16 protein-coding genes, 6 pseudogenes and 1 riboswitch are annotated in these 18,824 nt (G+C 34.3%); of the genes and pseudogenes, 9 read left to right on the top strand and 13 right to left on the bottom strand.

Annotated features, from left to right (window positions below; translation table 11 throughout):
• Position 1: 1 nt before the first annotated feature.
• Positions 2 to 1,504, top strand: coding sequence for a UDP-glucose--hexose-1-phosphate uridylyltransferase (galT, locus tag BN1058_RS01455; RefSeq protein WP_090851817.1), 1,503 nt, complete (start codon positions 2 to 4; stop codon positions 1,502 to 1,504).
• A 12-nt stretch (positions 1,505 to 1,516) separates the two neighbouring features.
• On the top strand, positions 1,517 to 2,563 hold the full coding sequence (locus tag BN1058_RS01450) for an aldose epimerase family protein (RefSeq protein ID WP_090851814.1): 1,047 nt from the start codon (positions 1,517 to 1,519) through the stop codon (positions 2,561 to 2,563).
• Between the two features lie 59 nt (positions 2,564 to 2,622).
• Here BN1058_RS01450 and BN1058_RS01445 read toward each other — a convergent pair whose 3' ends face one another.
• From BN1058_RS01445 to BN1058_RS01425, 5 genes and pseudogenes are all read right to left on the bottom strand, one after another.
• Positions 2,623 to 3,825 (bottom strand): ROK family transcriptional regulator, encoded by a 1,203-nt coding sequence (locus BN1058_RS01445; RefSeq protein ID WP_090851811.1) that lies wholly within the window; start codon positions 3,823 to 3,825, stop codon positions 2,623 to 2,625.
• A gap of 135 nt (positions 3,826 to 3,960) precedes the next feature.
• The gene (locus BN1058_RS01440; RefSeq protein ID WP_090851808.1) at positions 3,961 to 4,944 is read right to left on the bottom strand and encodes an aldo/keto reductase; all 984 of its coding nucleotides are present in this window, start codon (positions 4,942 to 4,944) and stop codon (positions 3,961 to 3,963) included.
• Between the two features lie 211 nt (positions 4,945 to 5,155).
• On the bottom strand, positions 5,156 to 6,937 hold the full coding sequence (ade, locus tag BN1058_RS01435) for an adenine deaminase (protein WP_090851806.1): 1,782 nt from the start codon (positions 6,935 to 6,937) through the stop codon (positions 5,156 to 5,158).
• A 116-nt stretch (positions 6,938 to 7,053) separates the two neighbouring features.
• A riboswitch (purine riboswitch) is annotated at positions 7,054 to 7,154 on the bottom strand.
• Positions 7,155 to 7,186: 32 nt separating this feature from the next.
• Positions 7,187 to 7,444: an HAD family hydrolase gene (locus BN1058_RS01430; RefSeq protein ID WP_090851803.1), complete on the bottom strand. Its 258-nt coding sequence runs from the start codon at positions 7,442 to 7,444 to the stop codon at positions 7,187 to 7,189.
• Between the two features lie 67 nt (positions 7,445 to 7,511).
• Positions 7,512 to 8,850: pseudogene (locus BN1058_RS01425) on the bottom strand (IS3 family transposase).
• 129 nt (positions 8,851 to 8,979) lie between these two features.
• On the opposite strand from BN1058_RS01425, the pseudogene BN1058_RS01420 reads away from it, so the two are divergent.
• From BN1058_RS01420 to BN1058_RS01405, 4 pseudogenes are all read left to right on the top strand, one after another.
• A pseudogene (locus tag BN1058_RS01420) lies at positions 8,980 to 10,332 on the top strand (IS66 family transposase); the annotation flags it as partial.
• Between the two features lie 78 nt (positions 10,333 to 10,410).
• Positions 10,411 to 11,522: pseudogene (locus BN1058_RS01415) on the top strand (IS3 family transposase).
• A gap of 29 nt (positions 11,523 to 11,551) precedes the next feature.
• A pseudogene (locus BN1058_RS01410) lies at positions 11,552 to 11,758 on the top strand (transposase domain-containing protein); the annotation flags it as partial.
• A 76-nt stretch (positions 11,759 to 11,834) separates the two neighbouring features.
• A pseudogene (locus BN1058_RS01405) lies at positions 11,835 to 11,990 on the top strand (IS3 family transposase); the annotation flags it as partial.
• A 60-nt stretch (positions 11,991 to 12,050) separates the two neighbouring features.
• Here the strand turns inward: BN1058_RS01405 and tnpB are convergent.
• From tnpB to BN1058_RS01375, 6 genes are all read right to left on the bottom strand, one after another.
• Positions 12,051 to 12,401: an IS66 family insertion sequence element accessory protein TnpB gene (gene tnpB, locus BN1058_RS01400; RefSeq protein WP_090851796.1), complete on the bottom strand. Its 351-nt coding sequence runs from the start codon at positions 12,399 to 12,401 to the stop codon at positions 12,051 to 12,053.
• Positions 12,398 to 12,640, bottom strand: coding sequence for an IS66 family insertion sequence element accessory protein TnpA (locus tag BN1058_RS01395; RefSeq protein WP_090851794.1), 243 nt, complete (start codon positions 12,638 to 12,640; stop codon positions 12,398 to 12,400). Before BN1058_RS01395 ends, tnpB begins: the two co-directional genes overlap by 4 nt.
• A 445-nt stretch (positions 12,641 to 13,085) precedes the next feature.
• The gene (locus BN1058_RS01390) at positions 13,086 to 13,769 is read right to left on the bottom strand and encodes a tetratricopeptide repeat protein (RefSeq protein ID WP_090851791.1); all 684 of its coding nucleotides are present in this window, start codon (positions 13,767 to 13,769) and stop codon (positions 13,086 to 13,088) included.
• 11 nt (positions 13,770 to 13,780) lie between these two features.
• Positions 13,781 to 14,524 (bottom strand): ABC transporter permease, encoded by a 744-nt coding sequence (locus BN1058_RS14575; RefSeq protein ID WP_369688247.1) that lies wholly within the window; start codon positions 14,522 to 14,524, stop codon positions 13,781 to 13,783.
• A gap of 16 nt (positions 14,525 to 14,540) precedes the next feature.
• Positions 14,541 to 15,209, bottom strand: coding sequence for an ABC transporter ATP-binding protein (locus BN1058_RS01380; protein WP_176694413.1), 669 nt, complete (start codon positions 15,207 to 15,209; stop codon positions 14,541 to 14,543).
• Between the two features lie 60 nt (positions 15,210 to 15,269).
• Positions 15,270 to 15,833: a peptidoglycan-binding domain-containing protein gene (locus BN1058_RS01375; RefSeq protein WP_090851782.1), complete on the bottom strand. Its 564-nt coding sequence runs from the start codon at positions 15,831 to 15,833 to the stop codon at positions 15,270 to 15,272.
• A gap of 381 nt (positions 15,834 to 16,214) precedes the next feature.
• On the opposite strand from BN1058_RS01375, the gene BN1058_RS14255 reads away from it, so the two are divergent.
• The 3 genes and pseudogenes from BN1058_RS14255 to BN1058_RS14425 all read left to right on the top strand — a co-directional run.
• On the top strand, positions 16,215 to 16,379 hold the full coding sequence (locus BN1058_RS14255; RefSeq protein ID WP_176694412.1) for a hypothetical protein: 165 nt from the start codon (positions 16,215 to 16,217) through the stop codon (positions 16,377 to 16,379).
• A gap of 3 nt (positions 16,380 to 16,382) precedes the next feature.
• Positions 16,383 to 16,541 (top strand): transposase, encoded by a 159-nt coding sequence (locus BN1058_RS14135; protein ID WP_141652096.1) that lies wholly within the window; start codon positions 16,383 to 16,385, stop codon positions 16,539 to 16,541.
• Positions 16,542 to 16,978: 437 nt separating this feature from the next.
• Positions 16,979 to 17,143, top strand: a pseudogene (locus BN1058_RS14425) (IS30 family transposase); the annotation flags it as partial.
• Positions 17,144 to 17,161: 18 nt separating this feature from the next.
• Here BN1058_RS14425 and BN1058_RS01370 read toward each other — a convergent pair.
• Together BN1058_RS01370 and BN1058_RS14420 are read right to left on the bottom strand one after the other, a co-directional pair.
• Positions 17,162 to 18,055, bottom strand: a complete 894-nt coding sequence (locus BN1058_RS01370; protein WP_090851778.1) for a CPBP family intramembrane glutamic endopeptidase — start codon at positions 18,053 to 18,055, stop codon at positions 17,162 to 17,164.
• Positions 18,056 to 18,670: 615 nt separating this feature from the next.
• Positions 18,671 to 18,760, bottom strand: coding sequence for a putative holin-like toxin (locus BN1058_RS14420; RefSeq protein WP_255307033.1), 90 nt, complete (start codon positions 18,758 to 18,760; stop codon positions 18,671 to 18,673).
• Positions 18,761 to 18,824 lie beyond the last annotated feature (64 nt).

Here is an 18,824-nt window from a genome sequence, read left to right as displayed (position 1 = left end):
TATGTCAACCAACATCTTCCAAATTATTGACCAATTGGTGAAAAAAGGGACGGAACGCAGTTTAATTCACGTTCAAGATGAAGTCTATGTTCAAAATCAAATACTAGGCCTATTACAGTTAAGTGGATATGAGCCGTCAATTGACGAAACAGATGATCGAGAGATTCCTGATCTATTAGAAGCATTAGTGACTTATGCTGTTAATGAACACGTAATTGAAGATGTATTAGATGATAAAGAGATCTTAAGTACAAAAATAATGAACTGTTTCTTAGCAAAACCATCGGTAATCAACCGAGAATTTTATCAAAGATATGCAACATCACCACAAGCAGCTACTGATTATTTTTATAAACTAAGCAAGGATAGTAATTATATCCAAATGAAACGAATTGCAAAGAACATCCATTATAAAACAGATAGTCCCTATGGAGAATTAGACATTACGATCAATCTTTCTAAACCTGAAAAGGACCCAGAACAAATTAAACGTGAGCGAGCATTAAAAAATCAGATTAGTTATCCAAAGTGTTTACTTTGTCGTGAAAATGAAGGGTATATCGGGAGAACAGGACATCCAGCCAGATCCAATCATCGAGTTATTGAAGTGCCTTTAGAAGGTGAGACTTGGTTTTTACAATACTCACCATATGTGTATTATAACGAGCACAGCATTCTTTTGGCGAGTGAACATCGACCAATGAAAATTACGCAATCAACTTTCGAAAGATTGACTGCTTTTGTCGAAAAGTTCCCACATTACTTTATGGGATCTAATGCAGATCTTCCGATTGTTGGTGGAAGTATTTTATCTCATGATCATTATCAAGGCGGACGATATACCTTTGCAATGACTAATGCAGCAGATGCATTTACATTTCCATTGGTGAAATTCCCTGCTGTAGATGCTTCTGTTATTGAATGGCCAATGTCTGTGGTTCGCTTGCGCAGTGAAAATAAAAAAGATGTGATCGAGGCAGCTTCTTATCTATTAGATCAGTGGCGTGATTATAACGACCCTGCTGTAAATATCCTTGCGTTCACAGGTGATACGCCACATAATACGATAACACCAATTGCAAGAATGCGTGATAATGCGTTTGAATTAGATTTAGTATTACGTAATAATCGCACAACTGAACAATATCCTTTTGGTATTTTCCATCCACACGAGGATGTTCACCATATTAAAAAAGAAAATATCGGTTTAATTGAAGTGATGGGACTAGCAGTACTCCCCCCTCGTTTAAAAGAGGAGCTAGATGCGATTGAAGCACATTTGATCGATGGTCAAACACCTGTTGCTGACTATCACCAACCTTGGGTGGAGCAAATAAAACAACAAAATCATTCGATTGACAGGTCCAATGTAAAAGCTATTCTCCATCAATCATTGGGTGAAAAATTCAGTCGAGTTCTAGAAGATGCTGGGGTATTTAAGTCAGATCAGGAAGGAAAAGAAGCATTTAAACGTTTTATTGAAACGTTAAATCATTCGCTATAGGAGGATATTTTCATGAATATTCAAGAAAAAAAACACACCGTAGCTGGACAAAACTGGACAGAATATACCTTCAATAATGATCAGGGCATGTCTGTCAGTTGTCTTAACTACGGCGGGATTATTACGAATATTACCGTACCAGATCGTAATGGTAAAATGGAGAATGTTGTCTTAAGCTACGCTGACTATGAGGACTATTTAGATAACCCTAATTTTTTTGGTGCTTTAGTTGGTAGGGTTGCTGGTCGGATCGAATCAGCATCCTTCACAGTTGATGGGAAAACGTATACGCTTCCTGCCAACGAAGGAAACCATCACTTACATGGTGGAAAGACTGGTTTTAACCAAATTATATGGGATACAACACCTTTTAAAACTGATAAGCAGGTAGGAATTAACTTATCACATGTCTTCCCGGATGGTGAAGGCGGATACCCTGGTGAATTGGAAGTTACGGTTACGTATGCATTAACAAATGAGAATGATTTTAAAATTACGTATCAGGCGAAATCAGATCAAAATACGATACTAGCCACAACAAATCATTCCTACTTTAATTTGAGCGGGGATCTAAAAAAAGATATTTTACACCATGAAGTTCAGATGGATGCAAGTCAATTTGTTGAATTAGATCATGAATTAATCCCAACAGGCAAGATTTTATCTGTTGATGATACCGTATTTGATTTTCGCAAAGCACACCCGATCATTGATGGTGTTCACTCAGTCGATCAACAAAATTTAGTTGCTTCAAATGGGTTTGATCATTACTTTATTTTTGACCATCATACCAAACCAAATGTTATCGTAACAGACCAAGAAAGTGGCAGGAAATTAGAAATGGAAACCAATCAACCTGGAATGGTCATGTATACATCAAATGGTTTAGATGAGACGTTTAAACTAAAAGAACGTGATTCAACGAAGTATTTAGGTTTATGTTTAGAAACACAAGCATCTCCAGCATCGTTGAAGCATGACGGGTTCCCCAGCATATTCTTAGATAAAGATGAAGTCTACCATAAAACAACAACCTTTTCATTTCGAACCATGGATTAATTAATAAAGCTTTCCTAACAAAGAAAAGTCATGAAGCTAGTAAAATGCTTCATGACTTTTTATATGATTACCTCTCCATTTCGTTCGAATAACTCAGCCAATAACAATGCTACTGCTCCTAAGGCAGTTGCTTTGTCACCTAAATCAGATATGACAACCTGCGTCTGTTTGGCTTGTGGTGTAAGCGCTCGTTTTTTTATTGTTTTAATAATCGGATCTAGAATAAAGGATTGAGCGGCTGATACTCCACCACCAATAATTATTTTGGTTGGGTTTATAAGATGTATCAGATTGGTTAACCCTATCCCTATATATTCTCCTGTTTCTTCCAACAAACGAATAGCGTAGCCATCACCTTCTAATGCAGCTTGATATACATCTAATCCAGTTATTGAGTGTAGCGTTTTAAGTATAGACTGCTGTACTGTATCGAATTCTTCCACAGCTCGTTCTGCGATTGCAGGCCCAGAAATAACGGTTTGTAAGCATCCTTTATTTCCACATGAACATCGTTTACCATGCATATCTACTGTCATATGACCAATTTCTCCGGCAATACTACTATCTCCATGGTACAGTTTCCCATTAATTGCAACACCCGCACCTACGCCATTACCAATATTGACCGCTACCATACTTTCTGTATCTTTTCCTTGTCCAAACCAGACTTCTCCTAAGGCAAGAGCACGAGCATCATTTTCTACTTTAACCATTAGATCAAATCTATCTTCTAATGATTTTTGAATCGGAATATTTCTCAAATCTAAATTTGGCGCATAAAGCGATGTACCGGTATCTACATCAACCACACCATGCATCGCTACACCAATCCCGATAATTTTGTCCTTTTTTCTCCAATAAGATTGGAGCACTATGTCAATACTGGTTTCTAGCATCATTAAAAAGGAATCACTTGTTACCTTTTCATCGATTGTTATCATATGGTGTTCAATTACTTTTCCAGATAAATCAGTTAATATTGTCTCAATTTCACTCGGTCCTGCATCTACTCCAACAACATAGAATCCTTGATAATTAATGACTAACATCGTGGGCTTTCTTCCACCTTGTGACGTCCCAAGCGTACTTTCTTTTACAATATCTTGATCAATTAATTCTTTTACAATACTACCTACAGTAGGAGGTGTTAGATTTGTTTCTTTAGCTATTTGAGCACGAGAGATTGGCCCGCTATTTAATATTTTATTTAAAATAATTGATTTATTTAAAGATTTCATCCATCTAAAGCTACCAGTCTGCATCTTTTATCCTCCTACAATATGCTTTCATTATCCATTAGCGTACCATATTAATTAAATTAATTAAAGAACTAACTGTATGTAAAACAACAGTATGCAAAAAGAGATTTGCAATGCTATACAAATCTCTTTGCGTAATTAGTAAGCTCCTCGAATATGTTCTTTAACTTCTTTATTATAAAATGACTCAATCTTCTCAAGCTCTTCGGTTGAGAAATCATTTACTGAAACAGCCGCTAAATTATCTTCTACTTGTTTCACATTTTTAAAACCTGGAATAACAGTTGATATCCCTTTTTGTTGTAATATCCACTTTAGAGCAGCGCGTGTCATATTATCTCGCTCGTTAGCTATCCATTTCAATTGATTACTTAATTCAACACCTTTAGAAAACGGAAGACCAGCAAATGTTTCGCCAACATTAAATGACTCTCCATTTTGATTAAAAGAGCGATGATCACTTGCTTCAAATTGATGATCAGTAGAGAATTTCCCAGTTAAAAGTCCGCTAGCAAGAGGGACTCTAGCTAATATACCGACACCTTGTTCTTTTGCTTTAGGAAATAGCTGATCCATAGGCTTTTGACGTAGCATGTTAAAAATGACTTGGAGAGCGCTAACGTTTTCTTGCTCCAAGCAATAAAGTCCTTCCTCCACCGTTTCAACACTAACACCGTAATAACGAATCTTGCCTTGCTGCTTTAACTTATCTAAAACTTGAAACACACTTCCATCTTTCAGAATATCAAGTGGTGGACAATGGATTTGATATAAATCTAAATGATCCCGATTTAACCTGCGTAACGTTGCTTCTAAATAGGCATTTACCGCCCTTTCTGTATATGTTTCTGGATCGTGTATATCACCAGCTCGACAAAACTTCGATGCTACATAGATTTCTGATTCTTTTCCTTTTGTTGCTTTTGCAATTAATTCTTCACTATGTCCATCTCCATATACATCTGCTGTATCAAAAAAGTTCACTCCCTCTGCCATTGCACGTTCAAGCGCTCGAAGCGATTCTTTATCATCTGTATTTCCCCATGAACCCCCGATAGCCCAAGTACCAAAGCTTAGTTCACTTACCTTAAGATCCGTATTTCCCAGTTGACGATAGTGCATGCATATCACTTCCTTATTCTTGTATTCGTTTTCATTAATAGTTTACAATAAAACACCTTACATAAGAAAATTCTTTGCTTTATTTTCTAGTAATATCGTATATTTCAACAAACTAAATGATTCTTTTTAAAAAGACGAGTCTTAACCCTCTTCATATCGGGATTAAAACTCGTCTTTAACTACCTATTGTTTAGTTATGCCACATTCTCCTTTACTTTTTTATCACGTCAATAAGAGAAAATGTGGTGACATCAACTAAACCTCTATTGGAGATTCTTATCTCTGGAATAACAGGTAAAGCAATGAGAGAAAAGGTCATGAAAGGTGCGTGAATTGGACAACCAAGTTGCTTCCAGGCTGTCTCTAAATCTTTCACTTGTGCAACAACCTCATGTGCATTTGCATCAGACATTAATCCTGCAATTGGCATTGGAACCTGTGCAAGTACTTCTCCATTTTCAACTACAACCATTCCTCCACCTAAATCAATTAACGCATTCGCAGCAAATGCCATATCTGCTTCATCTGCACCCATTACTAATAAATTATGGCTATCATGTGCGACAGTTGATGCTACAGCGCCACGTTTTAATTGGAAACCATTTGCAAAAGAAACAGAGATATCTCCTGATTGATGATGTCTATCAATACATGCTAATTTAACGACGTCTTGTGAAAGATCTGCCATAACCAGTTGGTCTTTGACCTTTAACACAGCTTCCATCTTTTCCGTTCTTGCACTATTCTCGATTACCTTTATACCATTAATGACTACTTGATTAGCTGTCGTGTCCGCTTTTACATTAAAGTCGTCAGGTACTAGTTTGTTTTTAACATGGATGGATTGTTTAATTTGTTCCGTATACGTGTAGTTTGGTAATGTAACTGCTAATTGTTTATCCGCTACTACTACTTCACCATTTACAACAACGTCACTTGGCTCCATTTGTTCTAAATCATCTAATACGATTAGATCAGCACATTTACTTGGTGAAATACTGCCAAAATCATCAGACATATTAAAATATCTTGCCACATTCAATGACGCCATCTTAATTGCCGTAACTGGATCTACACCTTCCTCTATTGCACGACGAACAACATGATTGATATGTCCTTTTTCTACTAATGTTTGTGGATATACATCATCTGTCACTAACAATATATGCTCGGTTGCAACGCGGTCTTCTGTTACTATCTTAATTACTTCCTTAACATCTTGCCATGCTGAACCTTCCCGTATCATGACATACATTCCTAAGCGAAGTTTCTCAAGTCCTTGTTCACGAGTTACTGTCTCATGACAAGAGGTAACACCTGATGCCATATATGCTTGTAGCATTTTATTATTTTCAGCTGGAAAATGCCCTGTCACTGTTTTACTTACTTTCATTGTTTCTTGAAGTTCGCCTAACATTTTGTTATCACCTGTTACAACTCCAGGGAAATTCATTACTTCTCCAAGTCCAACAACATTTTCCCATGTCAATCCTTCTTTAATATCTTCTACTTCTAATGTTGCTCCTGCATCTTCTAATCCTTCCGTCGCTGGAACACATGAAGGGAAGGTAGTAAACACACGCATAGGTAATTGTTGACCCTCTTCGTGCATCTGTTTTACTCCCTCTACTCCATATACATTAGCAATTTCATGTGGATCCATAAAAATACTAGTTGTCCCTTTCAACAATGCAATTCGAGCAAATTCGGTCACAGTAAGCATCGTACTCTCTACATGCATATGTCCATCCATTAAACCAGGGGCAATATATTTACCTCCAACATCCAGTACCTTTGTTTCACTTCCAATTGTGTGGTCAGCTTCTCCTACATAAGCAATACGTCCTTTGGATATAGCAACATCTATATTCTTTTGTAATTCACCTGTTATTACATTAACTAGTGTACCATTTTGAAGTACAAGCTCTGCTTTTTCCTCACCTTGTGCTACTTTTGCTAAGTGGCGATTAACTTGATGCAATGGATATCTCATGTCTTTTAACCCCTTCTTTTTCTTTTTATATACAAAAAACCTAAGGCATGCGTTCATCCTTAGGTCATTACATGAAGGTATGATGATAGAATAGTAGCCTAAATAAGCATACTTATCCTGTCATTTTCCTTACATGTAGTCCAGTGATTTACGGTCACCCGGTAGAAACGCTTAAGCCAATTCTTAAGCTTATACATGTTACTTTTATTTAATTATATTTATTCTTTTTAACATAGCTTTTGCAAAAGGTCAACTTCTTTCTATTGGAAAAAACCGCTCGTTTAGATGATGATAGACTCCTTCATCATCACAAGTATGTATAGTTATTTCATCGGCCAACAGCTTAACCTCTGAAACTGCATTTTGCATTGCAACAGTTTGACCGGCTAATTTAAACATTTCTATATCATTGTGGCTATCACCCATAACTAAAATTTCTTTTGGATCAATATCCAATTTATTTAAAATGGCTTGAATACCTGTTGCCTTATTTACATCAGCAACCATTATAATTAGAAGAGGAGGATGTCGTAAAATAAACTGTACCCTTTGTAAAGGACTTTTTTAAAAAAGACTATACCACACTAGAAAGATGATTCCTGTATTGTACAGGGATCATCTTTTTTAGACTCCATTGATACCTATAGTTATTGTAATAAGTCATATAATTCTTAACTTCACGTTTTAACTCATTTAATGTTTCACAAAGTTTAATATTTGTTTCATCTTTGAAATGTCCGAAAAATGACTTTTGTGGGGCGTTATCCCAACAGTTTCCTCGTCTTGACATGGATTGTCCTAAACCATATTTTTTAACCATTTTTTGATAGGTTGGGTTCGTATAGTGAAATCCTTGATCTGAATGGATGAAGGCTCCTTCTGCGAATTTGACTCTCCTATTATTTCTCAACTTTAAAAGCGTATCTGTTGCGATATCTAAAGTGATACGATCAGAAACGTTGTATGCTAATATCTCATTGGTTGTTCCATCTATAATCGTGGATAAATAAGCTCTCTGTCCCTTTCCATAAAATAAGTAAGTAATATCTGTTAATAATACTTTTCCAGGTATTTTTTGTTTGAATTGTCGGTTTAATTTGTTTGGTAATACAGTATGTCCTTTCGTTGCTTTCGCTATTCGACGATAAGGATTCGCTTTTCTGATAGGGCAGATAATGCCATACTTCTTCATAATTCTACGGATGCGTTTTAGGTTGTAATTGATATTAAACTCACTATCTAAAGTCATTTTAATTTGACGCGCACCCTTTTTGCGCTTTCTGTAGTTAAAGGCTTTCAATATCTTTTCTTTGGCAATCTCATCTTCTTTATCACGTTGTTTTCTTCTTTCCCGTGACTCTAATGAGAAATAATTATAATATCCTGATGGAGATACATCAGCTACCTTACATAAGTATCTTACTTTGTTTTTTAATTTAAACTTGTCAATTACGGATTTAATCAATTCAAACCTCTACGATGCAGGAACATTTATTTCTGTTTCTTCTCCAGTCTCCTTTCTGCCATATCCATCTTTTTTAGTAATTCTACCTCTGCTTTTAATAAGTTATTTTGTGCCTCTAATCTTTCATACTTTTTTTCTATAGAAAGCTCCTTTTCACTCGGTCTACCGGAATTTTCTTTACGAGTGTCCTGTAAAACACCTATGCCATTTTTCCGATATGCTTCACGCCATCTTTTACCCGAGGATTGTATACATTTTTTCCAATAATATCTATATCGAATCCATGATCCTCGAATATTTGTTTTGGAAATTTACCTTTTTCATTTTCAATAATAAAAATTCTTTTAAATTCTTCAGTATAAGTGATCGCCTTTTCACTAACAGATTTTACATAGAGATTTTTAGATAATATTTTAATTTCCTTTTCCGTAAATAATCTCTTACTCATATTTTTTCCCCATTTACTGTTTTTTCTTTATTATTACACAAAAGTACCCTATAGGTAGACTTTTTTTAAGTGTCTACTCTATAGAGTACATTTTATTCAAGGCGGGTTCTTTTTCGTATAATATATTTTATGGAAAAGCTAACGAACGCAAAAGATGCCCAATTTTATAAAGAACGTGCGGAGAAACTTGAGCTTGAAAAAGAAGAACTTGAAGCAAAGCTAAAATGGTATGAGGAACAATTTAGACTAAGTCAAAAAAGACAATTCGGTGCTTCAAGTGAACAAAACACGGATCAACTTTCTCTATTTATTGAAGCTGAGGATACATCAAATAAAGATGTAGAAGAGCCTACGGTTGAAACAATTACTTACAAGCGTAAAAAGAAAGGACAACGCGATCAGAAACTCGAAGACCTTCCGACTGAAACGATTGAGTATCGTTTACCAGAAGAGGAACATGTCTGTTCGTGTTGTGATGGAAAGTTGCATGAAATGAGCACAGAAGTGCGCAGAGAAATTGAGATTATCCCCGCGCAAGCCAAAGTGAAAAAACACGTGCGTTATATCTATGGGTGCCGTCATTGTGAACGCCATGAAATTAACACACCTATTCAAATCGCTAAATCACCACCTCCCGTGTTTCCAGGCAGTTTAGCATCGCCTTCGGCGATGGCGTATCTAATGTCTAATAAATATGTAGATGGCATGCCACTTTATCGTCAAGAAAAGGCACTTGAGCGATTGGGATTATCATTATCAAGACAGACGATGGCAAATTGGATCATTTATGGTGCAGAGAAATGGTTATCCATTATTTTTGATCAGCTGTATCACTATATGATCAACCAAGAAGTCTTGCATGCGGATGAAACAACTCTTCAAGTTTTATCTGAACCTGGACGTAAATGTCAATCTACTTCGTACATGTGGATGTTTCGGACAGGAGCTGCACACAAGCCTGTTGTATTATATGATTATCAACAAACACGAGCGAGCAAACATCCAAAGCAGTTCTTAGAGGCATTCCAAGGTTACCTACATGTCGACGGTTATGCCGGTTATAACGGTTATAACGGGATTCCAAATGTAAAGCTGGTTGGGTGCTGGGCACATGCGCGCCGGAATTTTAAAGATGCATTAACCGCACTTCCAGAAACAGCAAAATCCTCATGGCTTACTGCGCAAGAAGGTTTAAATTTTTGTGAACAACTTTATAAAGTTGAGCGTCAATTGAAAGAATTGGATTCCGTTGACCGTTATCACAAAAGAAATGAATTAAGCCTTCCTATCTTAGATGAATTTTCTAAATGGTTAAAAGTACAAACACCAAAGGTGTTACCAAAAAGTGCATTAGGTAAAGCCATTAAATATTGTAAGTCGCAGTGGCCTAAACTGGAAGCCTTTCTTTTGGATGGACGATTAGAGTTGGTTAATAATCGTGCGGAGAGAGCAATTAAGCCCTTTGTTTTAGGGAGAAAAAATTTGAATCGGTTACACTTGGTTGGACAAGTTAGTTAAGGTCAGTTAGACTTGGTTCAAAAAAGCCAAGGAGTTTTATAAATGACCAGAAGAACGAGACGAAGCTTTTCAAAAGAATTCAAAGAGCAGATGGTACAATTGCACGCATCCGGTAAACCCCGTACCGAAATTATTAAAGATTATGAATTGACGCCTTCTTCCTTTGATAAGTGGGTTCGTCAGTATCATGATAGTGGGTCGTTTCAGGAAAAAGACAATCGGACACCGGAACAAGAAGAGTTAATCAAACTTCGAAAAGAAAATCAAAAATTGGCCATGGAAAATGATATTTTAAAGCAGGCAGCGCTGATCATGGGACGAAAGTAGATGTGATCCGAAATAACTGTCACAAATACTCGGTATCAGCAATGTGCGACGTCCTACAAATTGCCCGAAGTACCTACTATTATGAAGCAAAAATTCGTGATAACCAAGAAGAAGAATTAACAGCCTTGATTAGTGATATATTTAAACAAAGCCGTAATAATTATGGTCAAAGAAAGATAAAAGTTGAGTTAAAAAAGCATGGTTGGATTGTCTCACGACGTCGAATTGGACGAATTATGAAAGCACAAGGACTTGTCTCAAAATATACGGTCGCTCAATTCAAGCCATCCAAACCCTCAAGTAATGAATCAGAAGTGGGGAATTCACTCAATCGAGCGTTTGACCAGGATTAAGAACTAAAAATAATTGTAAGTGACTTAACCTATGTGAGAGTCGGACAAAAATGGCACTACATCTGCGTTTTAGTAGATTTATATAATCGTGAAATTATTGGTCACAGTGCAGGACTTCATAAAAGTGCAGCCTTAGTTCAACGTGCCTTTGCATCCGTTCCATATAATCTTCATCATCTTGAATTGTTCCACACGGATAGAGGAAGTGAGTTTAAGAACCAGCTTATTGATCAAGCATTAGAAACGTTTGGTATTGATCGTTCATTGAGTGAAAAAGGAACGCCGTATGACAATGCCGTTGCAGAAGCTACATTCAAGGCTATCAAAACAGAGTTTGTCAAAGGGGCTTATTTTACTGACCAACACGAACTTGATCTTGAACTGTTTGATTATGTTCATTGGTTTAATCATATTCGAATTCATGGATCCCTAGATTACTTAACACCTACTGAATACAAGTCGGTTAACCTTTAAAAATGTGTCCAATTTAGTGTTGACATACCAATTGGCTGTTTAACAACACAGCTAAGGGTGCAAAAAGTAGTGCTCTTATTTATAGTGTAGTTGAAACATCGAAAGAAAACAGTCTTAATCCCTATGCCTATTTAAAATATTTATTTAAAGAACTTCCTAATGTAGATCTGACAGATCGTAATGAAATCCAAAAGTATCTACCTTGGTCAGACGCCTTACCAGAAGCTTGCCGGTAACCAAGTAAGAAGTAACCCAATCATAGCATGAGCCCAGACCTGAATGATAGGTGTGGGCTATTTGACGCTTACTTTCAAAGATGAAACAAATATTAAACTTTGTGAAACATTAAATGAGTTAAAACGTGAAGTTAAGAATTATATGACTTATTACAATAACTATAGGTATCAATGGAGTCTAAAAAAGATGACCCCTGTACAATACAGGAATCATCTTTCTAGTGTAGTATAGTCTTTTTTTAAAAAGTCCTTTACAAAGGGTGCAGTTTAGAACAGAGCGAATTCTTATATTTTATAAAACCGTTCGTGCTTTCACTTCACGGCGCGCTGACTGTTGAATGGTTAAACCATCCAATAACCAACGAAGTTGACGCGGGGAAATATCTTTTGTTTGCTTAGATGATTGATCAGGCCAAAAGAATTTGCCAGTCTCAAGTCGTTTATAATAAAGCCAAAAGCCGTTATTGTCCCACTGTAGAATTTTTAGTTTATCCTTATTTCGATTGCAGAACACAAAAAGTGCAGGTGAGAATGGATCAAGTTCAAATGCTTCTTTTACTATAATTGCTAAACCATCAATGGACTTTCTAAGGTCCGTGGGGCCACAAGCTAAATAGACTTTTTCATAATTTGGATGAATCATTCATACTTCAATAAATATAATACATCGAATAAAAGCTGTCGATCAACTTGGGGATTAACTTCTACGGATAAATTATTTACTCTAATCATGATAGAGGCTCCCTCATTCAGGCTGTTTGATTGGCTTACATCAAACCAATCTGTAGATGCTGTTTTAGCTTCTAATAGTTGATCAAACCTACGTTTCCAGTAATACATTTGATGAATATTAATATTTCTTTCACGGCACCAAGCAGCCATACTAAGGCCACTTTCTTGCCATTCTTACTTTTTATCCGACATGAAAAACCTCCTTCAAAAATTAATCTACAAATATTATCTCATCGGGAGGGTGATTTGCATACGTGTGTAGTATTTGACGCTTACTCTTAAAGTCGCTTAACTACTTTAAGACGTATCCACACACATTATATCTCAGTTGACTCACTAACGTTATTTGACATAGAACCTTAAAAGAAAGAAGAGGCAAAAGGAAGCATACTAATCCGTAACATAAAGGAGCACATTTAAATTATTACCAAAAGAAAAAATGAATATGTTAACCTTGTATCCCACCTATTTTTTGCGTTTGCAAAAAGAAAAGCACACCTTCACATTCGAAAGAACCTAAATCTACAATCCTATGTAATATCAATTCTTTAATACATAACAGTTTAACAAAATATAGAAGTTTAAATATTTAAATTTAATCTTTTTTTAAAAATTCTAATTGATCTAATAAATATTCCTTTTCTTCTTCTTTCATATTCACAGAAAGTTTCATTGCATTCTCTATTGCAAGAATCTTTAGTGAATCTAAGGATAAAATTTCTATTGTATCTATCCATACATGTACGTTAGTTTCATTGAAATTACTAGAAATATCTCTCCATTTTTTATAATGAGATGGATTATCCATCATTTCTTCAGCGCTTTTTAATGATTTTAAAGCTAATAAATTCGCTTCACTATAATTACCTAACAAAAGATTTATTTGCGACATTAATAAAAGTGTTGTAGGATGACTTGGATTTAGCTTATCAGTGTAATTTAATTGTTCCAAACCAAGTTCATATTGTTTGTTTTCAATATATGCAATACTTAGTCGGTAAGTATATTGATCGTTTTCAGGTTCAAGAGTAATCATCTTTTTATAAACTGGTATTACTTTTTCATATAAACCTTTTTTACTATAAGCCCTCGCTAAATACATTAAACTATCAGTATTTTCAGGATACAGTTCAACATACTTTTCAATTTTTTCAATATCTTCTTTAGTTACACTGGTTGTTTCATAATTATTGTTTATTGAAAATGTCAAAATTGATAACGTTATAACTACAATCACTAATGAAAAACCTAAAAAAATATAAATCTTGTTTGATTTCATGGATCTCCCCCCTAAACAACCTTACATTTTCTATACAAACGTAAATTAATAAAAATTAAAATAATAGAGAAAGCTATACACGATAAATTAAATTGAATTAATTCTAAAGGTTTTAAATTATAAGTTATTAAAATAGTATGTATTGATAAACCACGTAACGGAGATAAATCAATTAAGTGTGAAGGAATATTAAACGACAGAACAGGGTAAAGTAAAATTAATACCACGGATAAAAGTATAGATAAACTTTGTTTTCTTAATAGAATTGTAAATAAGATAACTATTAAAGAAAAAGTGAATAAATAATTTGATATTGATAAAAAGGTTATTATTATACGTAATAGATAATCCCATTCATTTACAACATAGTAATGAATACTTATTTGATCATTATCATAGAGCAATATAAACAATACACTTACTACAAAAAGTATAAATAATATTATTGTCATTGAAATAAAACCAACAATTACTTTACTAAAAAAAACTTTCTCTATACTATACTTTGAATGATATAGAAGCCTTATGGTTTTTTGCCGATACTCACTGGCAATTAACCATGAAAAAAAAACACTGTAAATCAGCGGGAATACCATTTTGTTATTTAAGGCTATCGATTCATAAAAATACATGTAAGATGTTGAATTATAACCAAAAAAATACAATGCTAACGAGGGTATAACTAACGATAACATTAACAATGTGAGAATCAAAAGTAGTTGCTTTGAATAATAAACTTTTTTAAATTCTATCATTAATAAGTTCTTCATTTTATTTTAACCTCTCCAAATATAACTCTTCTATATTATCAATATTATTAATATCTATTTTTTCAACAATCATACCTTTATCTATTATAATAATTTCATCGCATACCTTCTCAATCTCAGATATCAAATGACTAGAAATTATAACAAATTTATTTTCCGAACGTAAATTTTCTATTAATTTACGTACCTCCAGTACACCAGTCACATCTAGGGAATTTGTAGGTTCATCAAGAATTACAACTTGTGGATTATGACATACTGCTGCTGCAATTGATAATCTTTGCTTCATCCCTAAAGAGAGAGCATTTATTTTTATGTTTAAAAAATTTTGTACATTTAAAATTTCATAGGCTTTTTTCTTGTTAAAATCTATGTCTACATTATGTAATTTCATACAGACTTCTAAATGCTCTTTTACTGTTAGATATGGATACAACATTGGTTCTTCTATTATATATCCTATTGAACCACTATCAATATACTCTGAGAATACCACGTTTCCTTTAGAGGGATTTAATAGACCAGCAATAATTTTAAAGAGTGTACTTTTACCTGCACCGTTTTGACCTATTAACCCTACAACTTTACCAGGCTTTAAAGAAAAAGATACATTTTTTAAAATGGTTTTATTTTTTATTTCAAAAGTCACATCATTAATTTCCACAGACATTTTTACACTCCTCATTACCGCCAGTCATGAAAATTTCATGACTGGCTTAATAAACAACAGTTACTTAGACAAATGTCTCCATGTACCCGGTCCTGCTATTGAATCTACGAGTAGATCCTCTTTTGTTTGATAAGCTCTTAAAACGCTAGCTGTATTTGGACCAAAAGCTCCATCTGTTACAAGTCTTGTGTATCCGTAGTAATCATTAAGAGCTCTTTGCAAAGTATTTACCCTTTTATATTTATTTGTATAATTATAACCTACATAATTTGATACATCAGCTGGATTAAATTCATCTCCCATTACTTTCACAGTGTGTATTACGGGTCTATCTCTAGTGAATCCGTTCCACCATTTCGAATCTTTCAACTTCTGATAAGCTTCAGAAAAGGTATCAACTGCATATGAAGCTGCTTCTTTTCCTCCAACACTAACAATGAATCTAACTATCCACTTTAAATAACCCTTGGGCGCTATTTCCTCTTCATTCTGAATTTCCTCATACGCAATAGGCTCTTCTGGGTTGATAGCAGCTTCATTTTGATTTGCAAGCGCAATCATTGGTGTAGTTGAAAAAAATAGTAATGACAAACAAATTGCTAAATTTTTTTTAATTTTCCTCATTGTTTTCTCCTCTCAATTCCATTTTTAGACATGTCTTATTTTATATAATACACTACAAAAAAAAACATCAACCATTTTATTAAAAAAAATACTTTTTAAGTTAAAAAAGTAATGAATTTACACCGAAAACCTTAAAGTCTGTAAAATTCGATTTAAAAAAGCGATTTTATTTATGTACAAACACATTCTATGAAAAGCTTCAAATGGAGATCAATATAAAGATACAGTTGCGTAATTGAATAAGTTAAGTGCCAATCGGTTAATAAATATGCATGTCCAAAAGGAAGTACATATGAAAAAGATAATTTTACACACCATAGCTATTGATGAGATGTAGGGGCGAATAATTACAAACTGTTATCAGGTAGGATTGTAGATGTATTGCTAGATAGAAAGTGGATAGGTACAATTAATGACTACGTACAATCGTGTGATACAAGCCTTGTTCAAATTGTAGTCATGGGATTATCAAAGTCACTCAACCACACAGCACTTAACGATTTAGGGCATCCGTTAATTATCGCTAGGCGTTTTCACCTTATTTAACAAGTGTATTGGGCACTAGATGAAGTGAGGCGTGAAGTGCAACGAACGCTAGAAAAGAAAGCTGGTATCCGTATAAAGCAAAGTGAAAAATTAATTTTTAGAACCACCTATAAATTGACCGAAGAAACTAGAAAAAGTAAATCAATTACTGCCAATATATGAACGGTTATGTCTTATGGAATCAAAACATTTGAACAACGATGAAGAAAAAAGCTCGATCAGTGGTCTAATGAAAGTGTGTGTAGCATGTCTGGAAGTAATGAAAGCTTTAAATATCGACTCTTTCCTTAAGGTGGTAAAGACTTTAAACGTTAAAAACAAAGAATACTTCAACCCCCTTAATTTGAACTATACCCCATTTAGTGGACTAATTAATAAAAGTCCCTTACTGGGGTTTATTATGTTATTTAAATCTTACTGTTATAATGAAATTAGTAATAACTAGTACGTTTTATGAGAAGAAGTAATTAGTACGACGCAGCGGAAATACCCTTCGTTTTCCACGGGCACGGCTTCAACTTCCCAAAGTTCACTTATGTTCACTTTGGGTGATTTTCAGCTCGTGCTGTTCCCGTAGGAGTCTCGTGTATTTCCACTGAAACGGTCTACCAAAAGAGATGGATTTCAATTCCGTTACACAAGAATATATATCAACTGTTGCTTCTAGAAGAAACAACATTCCAAGAAAATCATTAAATTATCAAACACCAATTGAGTGTTTTATGAAGCATGTCGACAAGGAAACTTTGTCTCGCTTAATTTGACAAATAAAAATTAGTAAACTAAACGTCATTCACCTTATTACTTTCATAAGGAATAACTGTTTCATTTCTTGGATACAATCGATAAAGAATATACAAAATAACAGGGAGTAAAAGGATAAAGAGAGCAACACCTATTACTAAAAATTTTTGTATATAATACAATGTCTGTTCTATTTCAGCATATTTCATACTAGCATTGGTTTTTGAAGAAAATATCCTTTCATAAATTTCAGGACTTTTAATTAACAAATTATGTAATGCGTGCAAACCGATAGGAACAATTAATTTTTTCGTTTTGACATAAACCATCCCATATATTAATCCACCAATAAAATGTCCAACAAAACCTATATTAAGATGAACTAAGGAAAATAAAATAGAACTAACTAAAACAGCTTTCCCTACACCTATATCTAGTCCCAACCTATTGATTAAAACCCCTCTAAATAAAAGTTCTTCTGCAACCGGAGCTAAAAAAACACTCACAATTACTGACAACATGAAGTTGTAGATGTTTACAGGAGTAGCCGACTCAATGTTATTAATTTCATCCATTAGAAACTCTTCAATAAACATATCCGATAAATAAAACAAAACAGTAAGTATAGCTACAGCAGAAAATAACGTTTCTAACAATTGTATAGGAATATATCGCTTCCATTCATTCCAACTTGTTTTCCGCATTCCTAAAACATGGTTTCTATTTATATCTTTTTTACGAAAAGTATAGAACAATATAAAAATGAGCCCTATGTAGAAAAACATAGAATAATATGTACCTAATACGGTTAAATCAATGTCATAGATAAAATACACTAAAGATAGTGTAAAGAACAGTACTGTTATTAACAAAATAATCTTACCTAACATGGACCAGATGCTAATTTTTTTAAATTGACTAAATGAAGACATCCACTTCCCCCTTACTTTAATAGAACTATGACTCTTATCGTTTTAATTTAGTAAAAATACCCATTATGTCCATTATAACTTATGGTCAGATTTTCTGCTATAAAAAAAGTTATTTTTGAATTGCTAATAAATAAAAATTTGATCATCATTAAGTATAGAACTCATCATAACTAAAGGCACGAGATTGTTAGTTTGATCAGTTTGTTTACACTTTTACTATAGCTACAACATTTCATAAGCACCATGTTATCAGACTCAATATGGGGAAACACTTTTTTAATGAAGGTAAAATTTCATTGCTATTATAAGTACAATATGAATCCGTACGCCAAGCATGTATTAAACATAAGAAGATTAGAAGTCTAGTTGTTGGAGTTAACTCTGCAAATAATTGTTATAGGATTTGCATGAGTGATACACATGGTAGGTACTTTCATAAAATGACTTTTATTCTCAAGCAAACACAACTGTGGTATAATTGATTTAATAAAAAATCAAATCTAGGCCACAGTCGCCCTGTGACCTAATGATAAGCGGTTCCCCCAGAGGGATCGGCTATCTACAGATACGATAGATAGACCTCTCCTAGTCACTTGTCAGGGTAAATAGGGAGGTCTATTTTTTATTAATCATTGAAACGACTAACGCGAGTAATGCAATCAATAATGTACCAAACCCAAATAGCACCATGAAAATTTCATACATCCCCACAGGCATCACCTCCCTACCTCGAGGCTAGCCGACCTTTCCCTAAAAGAACATTATCTGC

It is taken from the genome of Paraliobacillus sp. PM-2, from assembly GCF_001368815.1.
Classification (GTDB): domain Bacteria; phylum Bacillota; class Bacilli; order Bacillales; family Amphibacillaceae; genus Paraliobacillus.
This window is presented reverse-complemented; position numbering and strand designations above follow the sequence as displayed.

Coding starts and splice junctions, on each gene's coding strand:
- galT (WP_090851817.1), top strand. CDS start 2: ATGTCAACCAACATCTTCCAAATTATTGACCAATTGGTGAAAAAAGGG.
- BN1058_RS01450 (WP_090851814.1), top strand. CDS start 1,517: ATGAATATTCAAGAAAAAAAACACACCGTAGCTGGACAAAACTGGACA.
- BN1058_RS01445 (WP_090851811.1), bottom strand. CDS start 3,825: ATGCAGACTGGTAGCTTTAGATGGATGAAATCTTTAAATAAATCAATT.
- BN1058_RS01440 (WP_090851808.1), bottom strand. CDS start 4,944: ATGCACTATCGTCAACTGGGAAATACGGATCTTAAGGTAAGTGAACTA.
- ade (WP_090851806.1), bottom strand. CDS start 6,937: ATGAGATATCCATTGCATCAAGTTAATCGCCACTTAGCAAAAGTAGCA.
- BN1058_RS01430 (WP_090851803.1), bottom strand. CDS start 7,444: ATGGTTGCTGATGTAAATAAGGCAACAGGTATTCAAGCCATTTTAAAT.
- tnpB (WP_090851796.1), bottom strand. CDS start 12,401: ATGATTCATCCAAATTATGAAAAAGTCTATTTAGCTTGTGGCCCCACG.
- BN1058_RS01395 (WP_090851794.1), bottom strand. CDS start 12,640: ATGGCTGCTTGGTGCCGTGAAAGAAATATTAATATTCATCAAATGTAT.
- BN1058_RS01390 (WP_090851791.1), bottom strand. CDS start 13,769: ATGAAATCAAACAAGATTTATATTTTTTTAGGTTTTTCATTAGTGATT.
- BN1058_RS14575 (WP_369688247.1), bottom strand. CDS start 14,524: ATGATAGAATTTAAAAAAGTTTATTATTCAAAGCAACTACTTTTGATT.
- BN1058_RS01380 (WP_176694413.1), bottom strand. CDS start 15,209: ATGTCTGTGGAAATTAATGATGTGACTTTTGAAATAAAAAATAAAACC.
- BN1058_RS01375 (WP_090851782.1), bottom strand. CDS start 15,833: ATGAGGAAAATTAAAAAAAATTTAGCAATTTGTTTGTCATTACTATTT.
- BN1058_RS01370 (WP_090851778.1), bottom strand. CDS start 18,055: ATGTCTTCATTTAGTCAATTTAAAAAAATTAGCATCTGGTCCATGTTA.
- BN1058_RS14420 (WP_255307033.1), bottom strand. CDS start 18,760: ATGTATGAAATTTTCATGGTGCTATTTGGGTTTGGTACATTATTGATT.